The organism is Nonomuraea sp. KM88 (assembly GCF_052245635.1).
Classification (GTDB): domain Bacteria; phylum Actinomycetota; class Actinomycetes; order Streptosporangiales; family Streptosporangiaceae; genus Nonomuraea.
In genome coordinates this window covers 121,284-139,348 of record NZ_JBQQCC010000014.1, presented here as the reverse complement: position 1 = coordinate 139,348, position 18,065 = coordinate 121,284, and the positions used below count along the sequence as shown (strand labels likewise).

Sequence of the window (18,065 nt, the reverse complement as noted above, 5' to 3'; positions counted from 1 at the left end):
CGGCCCTGGATGGAGCTACCGGCGGCGGCAGGCCGCCAGCGCGGCCAGGATGACCTCCACGAGCGGCGCGATGTGGTCGTCCAGGGACTCCGCGGGCTGCCACGGGGTGCGCGGCCGCAGGTATGCCAGCCCGACCAGGCAGTCGACGGCCAGCTCGGTGTCGAGGTCGGCCGGCAGCTCGCCCCGTTCGGCGGCGCGGTGGAGCAGCCGGGCCCCCGCGGAGCGGCGGGGCTGCTCGGCGCTGGTCTGCAGGGCCGCGGCCAGGCGCGGGTTCCTGGTGGCCTCGGCGGTCAGGTCGGTGAGGACGCGCATGGTCCGCGGGTCGGCCCGCAGCGCGGAAGCGTGGCGTACGAAGCCTTCGACGTCCTCGCGCAGGGTGCCGGTGTCGGGCAGCGGCACGGCCTCGTCGGCCAGGCGGGTGAGGATCTCCAGCACCAGCGGCTCCTTGGAGGCCCAGCGCCGGTAGATGGCGGCCTTGCCGACCCCCGCCCGGCGGGCGATGGCGTCCATGGACATCCGGGCGTAGCCGCTGTCGATCAGCTCGTCCAGAGCCGCCTGGCGGATCGCGTCGGTGAGGTCGGCGCGCAGCACGGCCGCGCCTGCCGGCCGGCGGTCGGGGCCGGAGGTGGCGTCGGGCATCCGGAAGGCCCTCCATTGAGACGGAACAGTTGTGTTCCATCGTAGTGGGAGGCTACCGTGATGACGAAGGAACGTAACAGTTCCGTCCTGACGTCAATCACAAGCAGGTGGTCGCCATGAGAGAATCCGCTGAGGTCCTGGTGGTCGGGGCCGGGCCCGCCGGTCTCGCACTGGCCTGCGCCCTGCGGCTGCACGGGGTGGCGGTCCGGGTGGTGGACCAGGCGCCGGCCCCGGCCACCACCTCGCGCGCCAACATCCTGCACGCGCGCGGCGCCGAGGTGCTCGACCGGCTGGGCGCGCTCGGCGACCTGCCCGGCCGCTCGGCCCCGTCGCTCGTCCTGACCACGTACATCGGCGGGCGGGCCGCGCTCGTCACCCGCTTCGGCGAGGCCGGCCCGGGCACGCCCAAACCGGCGCTGGTCCTTCCCCAGACGGACATCGAGGCCCAGCTCCGCGCCCGCCTGGCGGAGCTGGGCGTCGACGTGGAATGGGACACCGCCCTGACCGACCTCGCCGAGGACGACCACGGGGTCACCGCCGTGCTCGACGGCGGGCGCAAGGTGCGCGCCGGCTGGCTGGCCGGCTGCGACGGCAGCCACAGCACGGTCCGCAAGCTGGCCGGCATCCCCTTTCCCGGCGCGCCGCTGACCGACCAGTGGCTCCTGGCCGACGTGCACGCCGGCTGGGATCTCGCCCGCGCCGGTGGACACGGGTGGGCACACCCGGACGGGCCGCTGTTCGCCATGCCCATGCCCGGCGGCGAATCGGACGACCGGTGGCGGCTGATGGCCTACCTGCCGGGCGCCAAGGACGAGCAGCTCACCGAGCCCGAGATCCTCACGGTCTTCCGCCGCCTGGTGGGCGAGCGCGCCGGCCTCGACGGGGAGAAGATCCGCGACGCGGTCTGGGCGTCGGTCTTCCGCGTCCACCGCCGGCTGGCTGACGCCTACCGCAAGGGCCGGGTCCTGCTGGCCGGCGACGCGGCCCACATCCACAGCCCGATGGGCGGGCAGGGCATGGTCACGGGGATGGGCGACGCCGAGAACCTCGCCTGGAAGCTCGCGCTCGTCATCCAGGGCCACGGCGGCGAGCGGCTGCTGGACACCTACCAGGACGAACGCCGCCCGCTCGCGACCGAGGTGCTCCGCAACACCAGCGCCACCACCCGCCTCCAGATCGGCGACAGCCCGCTGCTGCGGCTGCTGATCAAGTGGGTGCTGGTGCCGCTGGGCAACCACCCCGCGGTGCAGCGCCGATCCACCCAGATCGCCTCGCAGCTGGGGGTGAGCTACCGCCGCGGCCCTCTGGCGGTCCGCGGCTCCCTGCCCGGGCCCGGCCGCCGGCCACGATCCGGCGACCGCGTTCCCGACCTGCGGTGCGTCGACGCGCACGGCGACGTCACCCGGCTGCATACCGAACTGGGCGGGCGCTGGGCGCTGCTGGCCACCCCCCGCGCCGCGCCCGCGTGCCGCTCGGAGGCGGGCTCGGCCCTGGGCGAGCGCGTCGTCGTGCTCACACCGGCCGGCTGGCGAGACGACGAGGTGTGGCTCGTCCGTCCCGACGCGCATCTGGCCTGGCGCGGCCGGCCGGCCTCCGGCGGCCTCGGCCGCTGGCTGCGGGGCGCGCTCCAGCAAGGACGCGCGCAGGCGTGACGGGCGACGACGTGGCGGGCGTCAGTCTGGCGGAGCCTTCTTCTCGGGGGTCCTCGCGGCCTGTTGCTCGCCGTCGTGGCCGTCGCCGTACGGGATCTGCTCCTCGCCGTACGCGCGGCTCATCCTCAGCCTGAGCCGGCCGAGCGGGCCCCGAGCGCTCTCGGGCGGGACCCGGTCGCCGTCCCCGGGCGCCCCGGGCAACATCGGGATGGCTGACCTGCCGCGCAGGTGGGCCTCGACGTCGTCCGATGGCGGCGTGTGGACCTCGATGAACTCCCCGTGAGGCAGCCGCCGGATGACTCCCGCCTCCACCCCGTGGTCGATGGTGGCGGCGTCCGAGCGCTGCAGGCCCAGGCACAGCCGGTAGGTGACCAGGTAGGCCACCGCCGGGCCAACGAAGATCAGCACCCGGCCCGCGTACGTCGTCCAGTTGAGGCTGACGTTGAAGTAGACCGCGATCAGGTCGTTGGCGCCGAGCACCAGGAGCAGGCCGTAGAAGGTGATGCCGGTGACGCCGATCGCGGTGCGGTGCGGGTTGTTGCGCGGCCGGTCCACGATGTGGTGCTCGCGGCGGTCGCCGGTGACCCAGCGTTCCAGGAACGGATAGAGCACCAGACCGGTGAGGATCAGGCCCAGCGGCCCCAGCGCCGGGATCAGCACGCTCAGCGGCAGCGTGCCCGCGTGGGCGGTCCCGAACATGTTGATCTCCCAGGAGGGCATGATCCGCAGGGCGCCTTCGAGGAAGCCCATGTACCAGTCCGGCTGGGATCCCGCGGAGATGTCCGCCGGCGAGTAGGGGCCGTACAGCCAGATGGGGTTGATCTGGGCGAAGGTCGCCAGCCCGGCCAGCACGGCGGCCGTGAACAGCAGGTACGCGCCCGACTTCGCCATGAAGGCGGGCAGCAGCGGCGCGCCCACCACGTTCTTCTCGGTACGGCCCTTGCCCGGCATCTGCGTGTGCTTCTGCACCCACATCAGCACCAGGTGGGCGGTGATGAGCGCGATGAGGAGGCCGGGGAGCAGCAGGATGTGCAGGGTGAAGAAGCGCTGGATCACGGCGTCGCCGGGATACTCGCCGTTGAACAGGAAGAACGACAGGTACATGCCCACCAGCGGGATCGACATCAGCACTCCCTGAGTGATCCGCAGCCCGGCTCCGGACAGCAGGTCGTCGGGCAGGGAGTAGCCGGTGAGCCCTTCGGCCAGGGCCAGGACGAAGAGCGTGATGCCGATCAGCCAGTTCAGCTCGCGCGGCTTGCGGTAGGCCCCGGTGAAGAACACCCGCATCATGTGCACCATCAGGCCGGCGGTGAACAGCAGGGCGGCCCAGTGGTGGATCTGCCGGAGCAGGAGACCGCCGCGCACGTCGAAGGAGATCTCCAACGTCGAGGCGTACGCCTCGGACATCACCACGCCCCTGAGCGGCGCGTAGGAGCCGTCGTAGACGACCTCTCCCATGCTGGGCGTGAACCAGAAGGTCAGGAACGTTCCGGTGAGCACCAGGATGATGAACGAGTAGAGGGCGATCTCGCCCAGCAGGAACGACCAGTGGTCCGGGAATATCTTGCGCAGGTTGCGTTTGAGGAAGGGCGCCATCCCCAGCCGGTCGTCGAGATATCCGCTCGGACCGGCGATGAATCCGGGCACTGTGTTCATGCGTGGCCTCCCCGTGGGCCGCCGTGCCGGCGCGGCGGGACGCGGGAGAACGTCGTCACTCCCCCCGCGGCGAGCCGCCGAAGCAACTCGTAAGCCGCATTACGGAAGCGTAGTCTCGCGACCTTCAACGGCGGCTAAGCCGGATCGGTGTTCCGGGCAAAAGGATGGAAGTCCGGCGCGCGTACGGTTCAGGCCGAGTCCGGCGTGCCCCGCCGCGCGGGCGGGAATGATCCTCGCACCGGCCGCAGGGGGCTAGGCTGGGAGCTTTGAGGGAGAGGGGGAGAGATGCGCGGGAAACTGCCTGCCGCACTGGTCTTCCTCCTTTCCTGGTTCCTGCCGGCCGTCGCGCACGCGCAGCCCGTCCAGCCGGTCACCACGGTCAAGAGCGCCACCTTCGCCGCCGGGCAGCAGCCCGCCGCCCGGCAGCACCCGCTCCAGCCCGCCGCCGCGCGCATCTGGGCCGGCACGCAGACCTTCACCGGCGCGGGCGGCGCGGCGCTGCCCGCCTCCGAGCTCCTGGACTTCCGGCACGCGTGGGCCGTGGTCGTCTCCAGGCCCGCCCCCGAGGCCACCGCGCAGCGCAAGCCGGTGGCGTCGCCTGCCCGCGCGCCTCCCTCCACAGCGCACTGACGATCTTTTCCCGCACGTCTAGCCTGTGGAGGCTGCCATGTTCCGTGCGCCGTTCTGGCGTGCGGTGACGGCGCTCGCCGTCATCGCGATCTCATCCGTACTCACGCTGTCCATGGAGCCGCGTCTGGGCCTCGACCTGCGCGGCGGTACCCAGCTCGTCTTCGAGGCGAGAGACTCACCGACCGTGAAGGCCGACGCGGCCGCCACCGACCGCGCGCTGTCCGTGCTCCGCCAGCGGGCCGACGCGCTCGGCGTGGTCGATCCCACGCTGGTCCGCTCGGGGGAGAAGCGCATCATCGTCGAGCTGCCCGGCGTGCTCGACCCGCGCAAGGCGGCCGAGGTCATCGGCCGCACCGCGCAGCTCGCGTTCCACCCCGTGACCGGCGCGGCCGAACAGGGGGACAAGTCGGCGCTGCCCGACGAGAACGGGCAGCCGCTGAAGCTCGGGCCGGCCGCCATCACCGGCGACGGGGTGAGCGACGCCGCCGAGCAGAGCGACCCGCAGCGCGGCCCCGGGTGGTTCGTGACCCTCGACTTCCGCGACGCCGCCGCCTGGCAGAAGCTGACCGGCGCGGCCGCCTGCGAGCCGGTCGGCGACCCCAAGCGCAGGGTCGCGATCGTGCTCGACAAGGAGATCATCTCCTCGCCGCCGCTCGACCCGTCCGTGGCCTGCCAGGTGGGCATCCCCGGCGGGAAGTCCGAGATCACCGGCTCGTTCACGCATCAGGAGGCCCGCGACCTCGCCGTGCTGATCAAGGGTGGTGCGCTGCCCGTCCCGCTCGCGATGGTCGAGCAGCGTACGGTGGGCCCGACGCTCGGAGAGGCGGCCATCGAGGCGAGCGCCCAGGCGGCGGTCGTGGGTCTGATCCTGACGGCCGGGTTCATCATCGCCGTCTACCGCCTGTCCGGGCTGCTGTCCACGATCGCGCTGGTCTGCTACGGCCTGATCTCCTACGCGGCTCTGGTGGCGATGGGCGCGACGCTGACGCTGCCGGGCCTGGCCGGGTTCGTGCTGGCGATCGGCATGGCCATCGACGCCAACGTGCTCGTCTTCGAACGAGCCAGGGAGGAGTACGGCCAGGCGCCCAAGAGAGGGCTGAAGTCGGCGATGGCCAAGGGCTTCAAGAATGCCTGGAGCGCCATCGCCGACTCCAACATCACCACCCTGATCGCCGCCGGCCTGCTGTTCTGGCTGGCGTCGGGACCCGTCAAGGGCTTCGGCGTGACGCTGGCCGTCGGTGTGCTGGCCTCGCTCGTCTCCGCGATGCTCATCACCCGCGTGCTCACCGAGATCGCCATGAACAAGATGAGCCCCCGCCTGTCGGGCGTCGGCTCGCCCGGCACTGTCAGGACCTGGCTGGCGCGCAGGAACCCGCAGCTCATGAAGGCCGGAAAGGTGTGGCTGGCGGTCGCGGGCGGACTGGTCCTGGTGGCCGTCGCCGGGCTGCTCGTCCGCGGGCTGAACTTCGGCGTCGAGTTCACCGGAGGCCGGCTCGTGGAGTTCACCACGAACCGCCCGATCCCGGCCGAGGCCGCGAGTGAGGCGGTCTCGCGCGCCGGGTTGCCGACGGCGGTGGTGCAGTCCAGCGGCGACACCGTCACCGTGCGCGCGGCCGAGCTCGGCCTGAACGAGGCCGCGCAGATCGAGCAGGAGCTGGAGCGGGAAGCCGGCGAGGTGACGAAGCAGCGCGAGGAGTTCATCGGCCCGAGCCTGGGCGAGGAACTGCGCCGCAACGCGCTCATCGCGCTCGGCGTGGCCGTCGCGATGCAGCTGCTGTACCTGGCGGTCAGGTTCCGGTGGACGTTCGGCGCGGCGACGGTGACCGCGCTGCTCGTGGACGTGTTCGTGGTCGCGGGCCTGTTCGCGTGGCTGGGCAAGCCGATCGACGGCGTCTTCCTCGCCGCGATGCTGACCATCGTCGGTTACTCGGTCAACGACAAGGTCGTGGTGTTCGACCGGGTGCGGGAGTTGTGGACGGCACGCCGCAAGGAGCCGTTCGCCGCGTCGGTGAACGGCGCGATCCTGCAGACCATGCCGCGCACGGTCAACACCGGGCTCGGTGCGCTGTTCATCCTGATGGCCCTGATGGTCTTCGGCGGCGACTCGCTGCAGGACTTCGCGATCGCGCTGGTCGCCGGCATCGTGATGGGCACGCTCTCGTCCTCTTTCGTGGCCGGGCCCACGGCGATCGTGCTGTCCCGGTTCGACCGGCGGCCGCCCCCCGAGCCCGTCAAGCGCCGCGCCCCCGAGGCCCGCAAGGGGTCGGGCGCCGTGGTGTAGCACGCGCTTCGGCCGGGGCGGGCGCCACGGTGCCCGCCCCGTCCGGGCCCCCCGGAGGGATCGTGCCGTCGGCCGGGGTGTCCGCAACCGGGTCGTGCCGTCGGTCTGACAGTGGCCGGAGTGCCCGCGTCTCGCGGGTGCTCCGGCCGTTTCACGCCTGCTCCCGCCGTTGAGCGCCGCCGCCTGCGCTCTGGCCGGCGAGGGCCGCGAGGCCTTCCCGCACGTAGTCGAGCAGCGGGCGGGAGCGGCCGTCGAGGTGCCACTGCTCCAGCGCGCCGAAATAGGCGCCGAACAGGTAGGACCGGGCGAGGACGCGGGCCCGTGCCGGGCTCTGGCCGGCGTCCCGCAGCAGGGCGGCAAGCCGCTCGGCCTCCTCGTCGAGCGCGCCGTAGACGGCGGCCCGCACGGAGGGCTCCTCCATGACGTAGCGCATCCCCCGCCAGGACCTGCAGGGCTCGCCCTCGGACGCGTCCGGGCCCCCGCCGATGAGGGTGATCAGCCGTTCGAGCGTGCCCGGCAGGTCGCCGGGGTCGATCTGGCCGGAGTAGCCGTCGATGCCGACGGCGGCGAGGGGATCGGCGGTGAACAGGCCCTCCTTCGTGCCGAAGTAGCGGTAGAAGGTGCGCGGCGACACGCCGGACGCGGCCGCGATCTCCTCGATCGTGACAGCGGAGTAGCCGCGCTCGTCGAACAGGTCCATGGCGGTGTCCATGATCCGGTGGATCGCGTCCAGCCGGTTGCGCTGGCGAAGGGTCAGGGGCACGGGGCAAGCGTACTGGGTGTTCTCTGATTGTCAGCAGCTGCCATGTTGACAGTTACTGCCTATTCACTGATCCTGGAGGCACCAGGAGAGGAGGACGGAATGAGACCCTTCGAGATCGTGCTGGTGGCGGTGGACCTGCTGGCGCTCCTCGTGCTCGCGGTGCCGCCGCTGCGCCGGGCGCGGCACGTGGCGCCGCTCGCCGCGCTCGCCGCCGTGGCGCAGGTGCTGGTGGAAGGGGCCCGCATACCGCTCGTCCCCGCGTACGCCCTCGCCGTGGCGCTGCCGGCCTGGTGGCTCTGGCGGATCCTGCGCCCGCCCGTTCCCGCCCGGGCGGGCAGGCTCGGCACCGCGCTCGGCGCGATGGCGCTGGTGCCGGCCGTGGCCCTGCCGATGGTGCTGCCGGTGCTGCGCTTCCCCCCGCCCGAGGGCCCGCACGGCATCGGCACGCTGACCTATCACTGGAAGGACGCCGGCCGCCAGGAGATCCTCGGCCCGGACCCGGCCGCGCGCCGGGAGCTGATGGTGCAGATCTGGTATCCGGCGCGGCCCGACCCGTCGGCCCCGCGCACCCCGTACGTGGAGGATCCCGGAGTCATCACCGCGGTCGCCCGGCTGGCGGGCGTGCCCGACGCCACCTTCCAGCACATGCGCCAGTCGACCAGCAACGCCGTCACCGCCGCCCCCGCCGTGCCCGGCCGCCATCCGGTGCTGGTCTTCCTGGAAGGGGCGCAGGGCTTCAGGCAGATGAACATGTTCCAGGTCGAGCCCCTGGTCTCCCGCGGTTACGTCGTCGTCGCCATCGACCAGCCGTACGCCGCCGGATCGGTACGCTTCCCCGACGGGCGCTCGATCGCCGGGCTGCCCCGCGACAGCCTGATGGCGCTCGTCGACCAGAGTCTCAAGCCGGCCGCGACAGCGCCGGTGCTGAACGGCCGCCCCCTCGCGGACGGCATGATCCCGCACCTCGCGCAGGACGTGACCTTCACGCTCGACCGGCTGGCCGGGCTCGACCAGGCCGACCCCCGCGGCGTCCTGACCGGGCGGCTGGACCTGCGGCGTACCGGAGTCTTCGGCATCTCGCTCGGGGGCATCGTCACCGCGCAGGCCTGCGCGCGCGAACCCCGCCTGCGCGCCTGCCTGATCATGGACGCCCCCATGCCGGAAGGCGTGGTGCGCGACGGCATCGAGCAGCCCGCCATGTGGCTCACCCGCGACGCCGCGACCATGCGCCGAGAAGGCTGGGACGAGGCCGAGGTCGAGCGGCACCAGATCACCATGCGGGCGCTGTACGACAAGCTGCCGGGAGCGGGCTATTTCGTGCTCGTGCCGGGCGCGTACCACGTCGACTACACCGACGCGCCCCTCTGGTCGCCGCTCATGCGCGCGGCGGGCCTGGCCGGGCCGATCGGCGCCGAGCGGGCGCACGCCATCATCAACGCGTACACGCTCGCGTTCTTCGACCGGCACCTGAAGGGCGCCCCGGCGGACCTGCTCGACGGGAAGCCCGGGTTCCCCGGCGTGCGGTTCGACAGCCGCCAGGGGAGCGAAGCGGCCGGGGTCAGCGGGGGGTGGTGAAGCGGGACAGCAGGGTGTCGGCGGTGGCGAAGTCCGCTACCACGTCGGCCGCCGTGCGCTGCCGCCGCACCAGGCCCACGGCCTGCCCGGCGTAGACGCAGGCGGTGTCGAAGTCGCCCTCGCGACGCGCCCGCGCCAGCTCCGACTGCGCCGCCTCGTCGCCGGCCAGCTCCGCCTCCCGGCCCGCCCACCGGTCGAAGAACGTGTTGCGCAGGGCGCGGCCGCCGTACTCGGAGGGCCAGGCGAGCCGCTGGGCCACGTCGAAGACGCGCCCGTACGCGGTGCCGGTCTCGCCGGCGTCGAGGATCCGCTGCCGGGCCGCCTCCGAGGCGGTCGTCTCCGAACACCCGAGGAAGGCGGTGCCCACCCAGGCGCCCTCCGCGCCCGCGGCCAGGACGGCGGCCAGGCCGCGGGCCGTGGCGATACCGCCGGCGGCGAGCACCGGCACGTCCACCACGTCCAGAACGCTCTGCAGCAGCGGCAGCGTGGCCACTTCGGCGCGCCCGTGCCCGCCGCCCTCGCTGCCGCGGGCGACGACCAGGTCCACCCCGGCCTGCTCGGCGGCGCGGGCCTCGTCCGTGGTGCCCGCCTGGACGGCCACGGTGACGCCGGCCTCCCGCAGCGGTCCGACGTACGGCAGGTAGTCGCCGAAGCTGACGGACACCAGGGCGGGACGGGCCGCGAGCACCGCCTCGAACTGGCCGGGGTTGCCCGGCAGCGCCCAGGCCATCAGCCCGACGCCGTACGCCCGCCCGCTCGCGGCGGCCACGGCCGCCTGTTCGGTGACCCACGAGCCAGGCGCGGTGGGGGGCACGCCGACCATGCCGAGCCCGCCCGCCCTGGAGACGGCCGCGGCGAGCCGCCCGTCGCCCACGCCCGCCATCGGCGCGCCGACGAGTGGCACATCGAGCCGGAAACGGCCGGTCAGCCAGGTGTTCGGCATACTGTCAGCTCCTTCGGGACTCTTGGGAGCGCCTGCCGCGCTCCATGCCGGTCGTGACCATGGTGCCAACGACCCGGCCTGCCCGCACGATGCGCGGGTGCGCGGCATGTCGCGGGCCGTGCCACCGGCGGCGTCGGGACCCCGCCGCGCCGGCCGGCAGGCCGGGACGGCGGGGAGTCAGGTCCGCTGCTGGGCCTTGAAGGCGCCGAGCCAGTAGTTGGGAGCGGACGTCCCGTCTCCGCGCGGCTTGACGGTGTAGGCGGCGAAGACGCTGTTGAGCAGCCACGGGTCCTTGTCCGGGCCGAAGTTGCGCACCATCAGGTCGTCCTGCTTGAAGCCGTACGTCGCCACCGCCAGCCGGCCGGTGCCGCGGTAGAGCCGCATCTGGTCGCGCAGGAAGGTCGACTGGCTCGTGAACCACGGGCAGCTGGTCAGGAAGTCACGCCATTTGCGCTGCGGGAAGGGGTCGTCGACGGCGGCCTTGATCACCTGCCAGACCTTGGTGCCGGGGGCGAATCCGTACCGCTGGGCGAAGTCCGCCGCGACGGGGTCCTCCATGTGCCGTTTCCAGTGCCACACCAGCGAGAACTCGGTGACGAGGAACGTCTGGCCCGCGCGCATCCGCGGCAGGATGTAGTCGAGGAACGGCTGCGTGTTCTCCGGCGCGGGCACGTGGGGGTGGATGTCGACGCCCTCGATCTCCGGAGTCTCGCGGACGAAGGTCATCCAGCGCTCAGCGGCGGGCGTGCGGCGGTCGGCCAGGTCGAGCCGGTTGAGCGCGCCCATGTAGAGCTTGGTGCCGCAGCCCGCGCCGCAGTGCTCGCGCCGATAGCGGATCACGTGCCGGGCGACGGTCTCGTAGAAGGCGTTGAGCCGCTCGTCGCGTTCGGCGGGCAGGCTCTCGATGAACGGCTCGTTGCCGATCGTCATGATGTCGATCTTGCCCATCACCGCGGGCAACACCCGGTCGAGACGGGCCAGCTCCGCGGCCATCTCCTTGCTGCCGGGCGCGGGGAAGGAGGCCTGGTTGTAGGGGAACTTCAGGCTCAGCAGGGTGTCGTGGCCGCGTCCAGCGGCTTCTGTGAGGGTGCGGATCGCGAAGTGATCGGCGGGGTTGACGTCGTCGGCCGCGGGCATCGGGAAGAACCCGCGCACCCAGCGGGCGCCGGCCTCCCGCAGCTCGCGGTAGTCCAGCGCGTCGAGGTTCTGGTTGAAGTTCGCCCCGAGGGCTCCGAGAGCGCGGGGCTGGTCGTTCCGTACGGGTCCGCCTTCCTGGGTGGTGGCGTGGGCGGCGGTCGAGAAGGCCAGAACCGCGGTCATGGTGAGGATCGGCAGTCGGCGCAGCATGGTTGCTCCCTGGGGGATGAGCGGTGGTCATCGGCGCACTCGCCGGTCATGTTTGCGCTAACTCGATCGCGCTGTCAATGGCCGGTCGGCGCGGGCTCAGCGGCGCGGCGGCGCGGTGGACGCGCGGATCACCAGCTCGGGACGGACGAACCGGCTCGTGCCGGCGGCCGTGGCAGGTCCGGCGGGCGTCTCGATCTGGGCGATCAGATGCTCCAGGCAGCGGCGCCCCACCGCGGCGAGATCCTGGCGCACCGTGGTCAGCGGCGGGGTGAGGAAGGGCGCGAAGTCGAGGTCGTCGAAGCCGACGACGCTCAGATCGTCGGGCACCCGGCGGCCCAGCTCGGCCGCCGCCCGCAGGACGCCCACGGCCATCTGGTCGTTGGCGGCGAAGACGGCGGTCACGGAGTCGTCGGCCAGCAGGCGGAGAGCGGCCTCGTAGCCGGACCGCGGCGACCAGTCGCCGACGACGGGCGGCGGGATCGTGCGTCCCGCCCGCTTCAGCAGCCGCTGCCAGGCCGCCCTGCGCCGCTGGGCGGGATTGGACCCGGCGGGCCCCGCCACGTGGTGGACCGTGGCGTGCCCCAGCTCCAGGAGGTGGTCGACGGCGGCGCGGGCGCCGGCCGCCTCGTCCATGCCGAACGTCGGATGCCGGTGCGCCGCCTTGCTGTCGGCGATGACCAGGGGCACCTCGTCGGACAGCTGGAGGTGGGGGGTGTCGAGCACGCGCGCCTCGATCACGATCACGCCGTCGACCGCCCGGTCGGTGAGACCGCGCACGGCCGCGCGCACGTCCTTCTCCGTGGGTGCGTCGACCACCGCGATGCTCACCGAGTAGCCGCGGGCCTGGGCGCCGGTCACGACGGACTCGACGATGCGCACGTTGAGCACGGCGCTGAGATTGAACGTGACGACGCCGATCGTGCCGAACCGGCCGGTCGCCAGCGCCCGCGCGGCGATGTTGGCGCGGTAGCCCAGCTGTCTCATGGCCGTCTCGACCTTGAGCCGGGTGGCGGCGGTCACGCGGTCGTTGCCGTTGACGACCCTGGAGACGGTCTGGCCGGAGACCCCGGCGAGTTCGGCGACGTCGGCCATGGACGGCCCTCCGGACGCTCTCGTGCCTGGTGCTCGAACCACGCCGGGCGTCTCCCTTCGTCATCGCAGCGGGCGGAGCGCACGAAAAGGTGGGGACGGGCCGGTCAGGGCCTGGCCGCCGGCGCTCTCGACGTCGCTCAAGGACGTGTCGCCGCCGACAGCGTACATCTCCGCTCAGGGCCGCGGAAATCGTTCCCTGAGCCCTCGTGCGCCCGCTTCTTTTGTTTACGCAAACATGCATATCACGACGTCAAGTCGACGAGGCCCAGCGTAGTGACCGATGTCGTCCGCTCAGAAACCTCACCGGCACCATCTTGACGCTGATGGGCAGCGGACATAGGTTTGCGCAAACATAAATCCGCTTGACCGGGGGATCCCTGCGATCAGGGACGGGCGGGACAGGTCGCTGACCGAACCGACGAAGAGGAGTCGCCATGCGGCGGCAGCAACGGATCCTTGGAAGCCGGCCCGGTGCCGGGAGCGCCGGGCGACCCAGTATGGGCCGGCGCCAGTTCATCGGCGGCGCCGGCGCCGCCGCGCTGGCGGCGGCGCTGGCCGGATGCACGGGTGGCGGGCAGATGAGCCGGGAGAGCGGCGGCGCGAGCGGATCCCTCCAGTGGTGGGACCAGTTCCGCCCGTTGACGAAGATGTTGCAGGACGATCTGTTCGGCCCCTACATGAAGGAGCATCCCGGGGTCACGATCGAGCGGCGCCAGATGGACGTGCCCGACCTGGGGCAGGCGCTGCAGGTCGGGCGGCGCAGCAACCAGATGCCGGACGTGCACTCGCTGGCCGGCCTGGGAACCTCCGCCGCGGCGCTGGTCAGCGAGAGCTGGTTCCAGCCGATCGGCGAGCTCGCCGACTTCAAGGGGAGCCCGGTCGGCGAGTTCCTCTATGACGGCATGCACCGCTTCGACGGCGAGATCTACTCCTTCCCCATGTTCTCCGGCCGCTGGCACGAGGCGGTGCCGTGGTACAACACCGCGCTGCTCAAGCAGGCCGGGGTCGACCCCGAGGAGGAGCCGGCCACCTGGGACGATCTGCGCGACGTCGCCCGGCGCCTCACCAAGGGCACCGGCGACGGCGTGTACGGGATCGTCGTGCCGAGCAAGGAGACCGAATACCTGCAGTTCCTGGTGAACCGGCTGGCCATGACCGCCGGCGCCCCCGGCGGCATCGACTGGACGACGGGCGCTTACGCCTACGACGCCCAGCAGTACGCCGACGCCATCGAGTTCCTGATCGCCCTGCAGACCGACAAGGTCGTGCATCCCGCGTCCCCGTCGATGGGCGCCCGCGACGCCCGCGCCCGCTGGGCGGCCGGTCAGGCGGGCGTGTACCTGTGGGGCGCCTGGTTCATCGGCGGCCTGCGCGTGGACGAGCCGGAGGCCGTGGAGCGCGGGGTCGGGACCTGGCACATCCCCTGCCCCGAGAAGAGCAGGAACTTCGTCTACAGCCCTCCGCAGTCCGGCACCTTCTGGGTGTCGAGCCAGTCGAAGCGGGCCGAGGACGCCGCCGACCTCATGCTGCAGATGACGACCAAGGAGTTCCAGGCCAGGCTGGCCGCCGCCATGGACCAGCCGCCCGCCCTCGCCGACGTGGTGGAGGAGGCGGAGGTGCATCCGGCCTACCGGCAGTGCGTGGCCAACTTCCAGGACGACGTGCGGATCGCCCCGGCACCCGAGGTCGCCACCCCCGGCGTCTGGCAGGTGCTCGCCGAGATGCGCGACGTCCATCCGAACCTCGGCGACATCGTCCAGTCGGTGCTGACCGGGTCGACCACCGACGTGGCCGGAGAGCTGCGCCGCTACACCGACGCGATGAGCGCCGAGCGCGAGCGTGCCATCAAGGTCGTCCGCGAGGAGAAGGGCGTCGAGGTCGACACGAAGGCCTGGGTGTTCGCCAACTGGGACAGGAAGGCGGACTACGACCAGCAGGCCTACGCCGAGCGCTGAGCCGAGCCCGCCCGCGAACAGGAGCACGATGACAACGACAATCCGGCGGCGCGAGCGTCCGGCCGTGCCGGCCGCGCGGGACCGCGGCGGGCGCGGCCTGCTGCGCCGCCTGCGGCAGGACTGGTGGATCTACCTCTTCCTGCTCCCGACCCTGCTCGGCTACGGCGCCTACACCGTCTACCCGCTGCTGGCCTCGTGGTGGTTCGCCCTCCTCGACTGGCCGGGGTTCGCGACCGCCGGCACCTTCGTCGGCGTCGAGAACTTCGAGCGGCTCATCGGGGACGACCTCTTCTGGAACGCGTTCTGGAACTCGATCGTGTTCCTGGTGTTCGCCGTACCCCTGCGGGTGGGGCTGGCGCTGGCGCTGGCGCTCGTGCTGAACCGGAAGAAGACGCCGTTCAAGGGCTTCTTCCGCACGCTGTTCTTCCTGCCGGTCGTCACCACGGGAGCCATCGTCGGCGTCGTGTTCACCCTGCTGCTCGACGCGAGCGGCCCGGTGAGCCTGGCGCTGGTCTGGTCGGGGCTGATCGACTCGCCGGCGAACTTCGCGGCCAACGCCGGCACCTCCCTCTACGCCGGGATCGCCGTGTGGGTGTGGAAGTGGCTGGGAATCACGCTGATCTACTGGCTGGCCGCGCTGCAGACGATCCCGCAGGGGGTGCACGAGGCCGCGATGATCGACGGCGCCGGCGCCTGGGCGGAGTTCCGCCACGTGACGATGCCACTGCTCGTGCCGTTCCTCGTGATCATCACCCTGATCGACACGGTGGCCGCGTTCAACGTCTTCGACCTGATGCAGACCCTCACCGGCGGGGGCCCGTCCTTCTCATCCGAGGTGATCGAGATCTTCATCTTCCGTACGGCCTTCCAGGCCACCGTTCCCCAGCTGGGTTACGCGTCGGCGGCGGCGGTGCTGTTCGGGCTGCTGACCGTGGGCTTCGCGATCGCCCAGGCCGTCGGCATGCGCTGGGCCAGGGGAAGGACCGGCGCGTCATGACGGCGACCGCGCGGACCGGCCTGACCTGGCGCGCCCGCCTGCTCCGCCGTCCCAGCCCGGGTCAGGTGGTGACGGTCGTCCTGCTCCTCGTGCTCGGCGGCCTGTGGATCTACCCGTTCGCCTGGCTCGTCTCGGCGTCGCTGAAGTCGTCGCCCGAGATCTTCGGCCGCGGGCTCGCCCTGCTGCCCGAGGAGCCGGTCTGGGAGAACTACGCCCGGGCCTGGAACGAGGTGGGCTTCGCCACGTACTTCGTCAACACGCTCGTCATCACCGCGGGCACCGTGCTGCTCGTCGTCGTGCGCAGCGCGCTGGCGGGCTACGTGCTCGGACGTTACGACTTCGTCGGCAAGAAGCTGCTCATCGGGGTGTTCCTGGTCACCTTCTTCCTCCCCGAGGGATACACGATCATCCCGATCACCCAGCTGACCGACCAGCTCGGCCTGCTCAACACGCACGCCGGCGTGGTCCTCGGGCTGGGCGCGGGCGGGCAGATCGCCTCGACCCTGCTCTACGCGGGGTTCTTCCGGCGGATGCCGAAGGAGCTGGAGGAGACCGCGCGCCTGGACGGCGCCGGACATTTCACGATCTTCTTCCGCGTGATGCTCCCGCTCGCCTGGCCGATCACCGCCACGGTGGTCATCCTCACGTTCCTGTTCGCCTGGAACGTCTACCTCCTGCCGCTGGTGTTCACGCTCAGCGAGCCCGGCCTGCGGACGCTGGCCGTGGGCATGACCGTCTTCGTCGGAGAACGGGGCACCGACTGGTCGGGGATGGCCGCCGCGGCGGTCATCTCGCTGATCCCGGTGATCGCCGTCTTCGTCGTGCTCCAGCGCAAGTTCGTCGACAGCATCGCGGGAGCGGTGAAGCAATGACCGGAACGGAGATCCCTGACATGCCCGTCCCCGCCCGTGAGGCGCTCGTGACGATCGACACCCGCCACCCGGAGGGCCGGATCGACGACGACGTCTACGGCCACTTCCTGGAGTCCGCCTTCTTCGGCAACATCGAGGGCGGCGTGTTCGACGAGGGGTCGCCGCTGTCCGTCGGCGACCCCGGCCTGCTCCAGGGCGTGCGCGCCGACGTGCTGGAGCTCTGCCGCGAGCTGGCCCCAGGCCCCATCCGCTGGCCGGGCGGCAACTTCACCTCCGCCTACCACTGGGAGGACGGCGTCGGCCCGCGCGACACCCGGCCCCGTCGGCTGGAGCTGGCCTGGGGCGGGCTGGAGTCCAACCGCTTCGGCACCGACGAGTTCCTGGCCTGGTGCGAGGCCATCGGCGCGGAGCCGTACCTGGTGCATTCCTGCCGGGACGTCGACGAGGCGGTGCGCTGGGTCGAGTACACCAACGCCGCCCAGGAGACCGCGCTCACCCGCCGGCGCGCCCGCAACGGGCGAGCCGAGCCGTGGACGGTGAAGTACTGGGGCGTGGGCAACGAGGTCTACGGCCCGTGGCAGATGGGCCACCGCCCGGCCGAGGAGTACGCCGCCGCGGCCCGCGAGCACGCCAGGTTCATGCGCCTGGTCGACCCGGACCTCCGCCTGATCGGCGTCGGCATCCCCTGGCAGCAGGAACAGTGGACGCGCCCCCTGATGCGCCAGGCGGGCCACCTGCTCGACTACCTGTCCCTCCACCTGTACGGCGCCAGCACCCATATGTGGACCGGAGACGACTACGACGACGTCGTCGCCCAGTCCCTCTACTTCGAGCGGGAGATCCAGTCCTACTCCCAGCTGGTCACGGCGCTCGCCGCGGAGGCCGGCCTGGACCGCCCGCCCGCGCTCGCCCTCGACGAGTGGAACATGCGCCACCTGGAGCCCGCGGCCTGGCCGGACCCGCTCCCCGGCGACGACGGCGGAATCGCCCCGCGCGAGCTCTCCGGCGTGACGCCCGCTGATCGGCCGGGCCCCGTACGGGTGAACCGGTGGAGCCCGCGTACGGTCGGCGACCTCGTCTTCTACGCCGGGGTGTTCCACGCCATCCACCGCACCGTGGGCCTGCCGGCGCCCGTGAGCATGGCCAACCCGGTGAACCTGGTCAACGCCAACGGCGTGATCGTCGCCCGTCCCGGAGGGGCCCTGCGCTCGACCATCTACCACGTCTGGCACCTCTACCGGCACCACACCGGCCCGACCGTGCTGCCGACGCGGGTGGACGGCCCGGCGCGCTCGGCGTCGGTCCGGCTCGGCGACAACCGCGGCCCGGACGGGCGGCTGCTCACCGCGCCCATGACCGTCCCCTACGTCGACGTGTCGGCCACCCGCGCCGACGACGGCTCCGTGCGGGTCGCGGTCGTCAACCGGCACCGCGATGAGAGCGTGCGCCTGCTGATCGTCCTCGACGGCGCCGCCGGCGACACTCCCGCGAGCGCGCGGGTCCGCACCCTCGGGGCCGGCGACCTGCACGCGGTCAACACCCTCGGGGCGCCGGACACGGTCGCGGTGCGCGATCTCGGGCAGGTCGAGGCGAGCGACGGCACGTGGGCCGTGGGCCCGCACTCGGTGACCGTGCTCGCCTTCTGAGCCGTCCGAACGACGGG

General features: G+C 72.2%; 14 protein-coding genes. 8 read left to right on the top strand and 6 right to left on the bottom strand.

The genetic code is table 11. The features are described 5' to 3' along the window. Window positions 1-15: 15 nt before the first annotated feature. Window positions 16-639, bottom strand: a complete 624-nt coding sequence (locus ACTWPV_RS34675; protein WP_347647407.1) for a TetR/AcrR family transcriptional regulator — start codon at window positions 637-639, stop codon at window positions 16-18. 116 nt (window positions 640-755) lie between these two features. On the opposite strand from ACTWPV_RS34675, the gene ACTWPV_RS34670 reads away from it, so the two are divergent. Then, on the top strand, window positions 756-2,291 hold the full coding sequence (locus ACTWPV_RS34670; RefSeq protein ID WP_443154997.1) for an FAD-dependent monooxygenase: 1,536 nt from the start codon (window positions 756-758) through the stop codon (window positions 2,289-2,291). A gap of 21 nt (window positions 2,292-2,312) precedes the next feature. Here ACTWPV_RS34670 and qcrB read toward each other — a convergent pair whose 3' ends face one another. Further along, entirely contained in the window at window positions 2,313-3,947 is a 1,635-nt protein-coding gene (gene qcrB, locus ACTWPV_RS34665; RefSeq protein ID WP_443154996.1) for a cytochrome bc1 complex cytochrome b subunit, read from the bottom strand. A 285-nt stretch (window positions 3,948-4,232) separates the two neighbouring features. Here qcrB and ACTWPV_RS34660 point away from each other — a divergent pair, with 285 nt between their 5' ends. Further along, on the top strand, window positions 4,233-4,577 hold the full coding sequence (locus ACTWPV_RS34660; RefSeq protein WP_347647410.1) for a hypothetical protein: 345 nt from the start codon (window positions 4,233-4,235) through the stop codon (window positions 4,575-4,577). Between the two features lie 37 nt (window positions 4,578-4,614). Then, a complete protein-coding gene (gene secD / locus ACTWPV_RS34655; protein WP_443154995.1) occupies window positions 4,615-6,858 on the top strand; it encodes a protein translocase subunit SecD in 2,244 nt (747 codons plus the stop codon). Between the two features lie 151 nt (window positions 6,859-7,009). Here the strand turns inward: secD and ACTWPV_RS34650 are convergent, their stop codons facing one another. After that, window positions 7,010-7,621, bottom strand: a complete 612-nt coding sequence (locus ACTWPV_RS34650) for a TetR/AcrR family transcriptional regulator (protein ID WP_443154994.1) — start codon at window positions 7,619-7,621, stop codon at window positions 7,010-7,012. 99 nt (window positions 7,622-7,720) lie between these two features. On the opposite strand from ACTWPV_RS34650, the gene ACTWPV_RS34645 reads away from it, so the two are divergent. Continuing rightward, window positions 7,721-9,196, top strand: a complete 1,476-nt coding sequence (locus ACTWPV_RS34645; RefSeq protein WP_443154993.1) for an alpha/beta hydrolase family protein — start codon at window positions 7,721-7,723, stop codon at window positions 9,194-9,196. On the opposite strand, the gene ACTWPV_RS34640 is transcribed toward ACTWPV_RS34645, so the two are convergent. From ACTWPV_RS34640 to ACTWPV_RS34630, 3 genes are all read right to left on the bottom strand, one after another. Further along, window positions 9,180-10,139, bottom strand: a complete 960-nt coding sequence (locus tag ACTWPV_RS34640) for an NAD(P)H-dependent flavin oxidoreductase (protein WP_443154992.1) — start codon at window positions 10,137-10,139, stop codon at window positions 9,180-9,182. The two genes, ACTWPV_RS34645 and ACTWPV_RS34640, sit on opposite strands and share 17 nt — an antisense overlap. A gap of 177 nt (window positions 10,140-10,316) precedes the next feature. Then, on the bottom strand, window positions 10,317-11,486 hold the full coding sequence (locus ACTWPV_RS34635; protein WP_443154991.1) for a hypothetical protein: 1,170 nt from the start codon (window positions 11,484-11,486) through the stop codon (window positions 10,317-10,319). 96 nt (window positions 11,487-11,582) lie between these two features. Then, entirely contained in the window at window positions 11,583-12,578 is a 996-nt protein-coding gene (locus ACTWPV_RS34630) for a LacI family DNA-binding transcriptional regulator (protein ID WP_443154990.1), read from the bottom strand. Window positions 12,579-13,075: 497 nt separating this feature from the next. Between ACTWPV_RS34630 and ACTWPV_RS34625 the strand changes: the two genes are divergently transcribed. The 4 genes from ACTWPV_RS34625 to ACTWPV_RS34610 are packed head-to-tail and all read left to right on the top strand — an operon-like array spanning window position 13,076 to window position 18,048. After that, window positions 13,076-14,533, top strand: a complete 1,458-nt coding sequence (locus tag ACTWPV_RS34625) for an ABC transporter substrate-binding protein (RefSeq protein WP_443154989.1) — start codon at window positions 13,076-13,078, stop codon at window positions 14,531-14,533. A gap of 28 nt (window positions 14,534-14,561) precedes the next feature. Next, on the top strand, window positions 14,562-15,530 hold the full coding sequence (locus ACTWPV_RS34620; protein WP_443154988.1) for a carbohydrate ABC transporter permease: 969 nt from the start codon (window positions 14,562-14,564) through the stop codon (window positions 15,528-15,530). Beyond that, window positions 15,527-16,402 (top strand): carbohydrate ABC transporter permease, encoded by an 876-nt coding sequence (locus tag ACTWPV_RS34615; protein WP_443154987.1) that lies wholly within the window; start codon window positions 15,527-15,529, stop codon window positions 16,400-16,402. The genes ACTWPV_RS34620 and ACTWPV_RS34615 overlap by 4 nt, the downstream gene beginning before the upstream one ends. Next, a complete protein-coding gene (locus tag ACTWPV_RS34610) occupies window positions 16,399-18,048 on the top strand; it encodes an alpha-L-arabinofuranosidase C-terminal domain-containing protein (protein ID WP_443154986.1) in 1,650 nt (549 codons plus the stop codon). The genes ACTWPV_RS34615 and ACTWPV_RS34610 overlap by 4 nt, the downstream gene beginning before the upstream one ends. Window positions 18,049-18,065 lie beyond the last annotated feature (17 nt).

Bases quoted from the DNA above. Each gene is read 5' to 3' on its own strand.
- ACTWPV_RS34670 (WP_443154997.1), top strand. From the start codon at position 756: ATGAGAGAATCCGCTGAGGTCCTGGTGGTCGGGGCCGGGCCCGCCGGT.
- ACTWPV_RS34645 (WP_443154993.1), top strand. From the start codon at position 7,721: ATGAGACCCTTCGAGATCGTGCTGGTGGCGGTGGACCTGCTGGCGCTC.
- ACTWPV_RS34630 (WP_443154990.1), bottom strand. From the start codon at position 12,578: ATGGCCGACGTCGCCGAACTCGCCGGGGTCTCCGGCCAGACCGTCTCC.
- ACTWPV_RS34660 (WP_347647410.1), top strand. From the start codon at position 4,233: ATGCGCGGGAAACTGCCTGCCGCACTGGTCTTCCTCCTTTCCTGGTTC.
- ACTWPV_RS34675 (WP_347647407.1), bottom strand. From the start codon at position 639: ATGCCCGACGCCACCTCCGGCCCCGACCGCCGGCCGGCAGGCGCGGCC.
- qcrB (WP_443154996.1), bottom strand. From the start codon at position 3,947: ATGAACACAGTGCCCGGATTCATCGCCGGTCCGAGCGGATATCTCGAC.
- ACTWPV_RS34615 (WP_443154987.1), top strand. From the start codon at position 15,527: ATGACGGCGACCGCGCGGACCGGCCTGACCTGGCGCGCCCGCCTGCTC.
- ACTWPV_RS34625 (WP_443154989.1), top strand. From the start codon at position 13,076: ATGGGCCGGCGCCAGTTCATCGGCGGCGCCGGCGCCGCCGCGCTGGCG.
- ACTWPV_RS34610 (WP_443154986.1), top strand. From the start codon at position 16,399: ATGACCGGAACGGAGATCCCTGACATGCCCGTCCCCGCCCGTGAGGCG.
- ACTWPV_RS34620 (WP_443154988.1), top strand. From the start codon at position 14,562: ATGACAACGACAATCCGGCGGCGCGAGCGTCCGGCCGTGCCGGCCGCG.
- ACTWPV_RS34635 (WP_443154991.1), bottom strand. From the start codon at position 11,486: ATGCTGCGCCGACTGCCGATCCTCACCATGACCGCGGTTCTGGCCTTC.
- ACTWPV_RS34640 (WP_443154992.1), bottom strand. From the start codon at position 10,139: ATGCCGAACACCTGGCTGACCGGCCGTTTCCGGCTCGATGTGCCACTC.
- secD (WP_443154995.1), top strand. From the start codon at position 4,615: ATGTTCCGTGCGCCGTTCTGGCGTGCGGTGACGGCGCTCGCCGTCATC.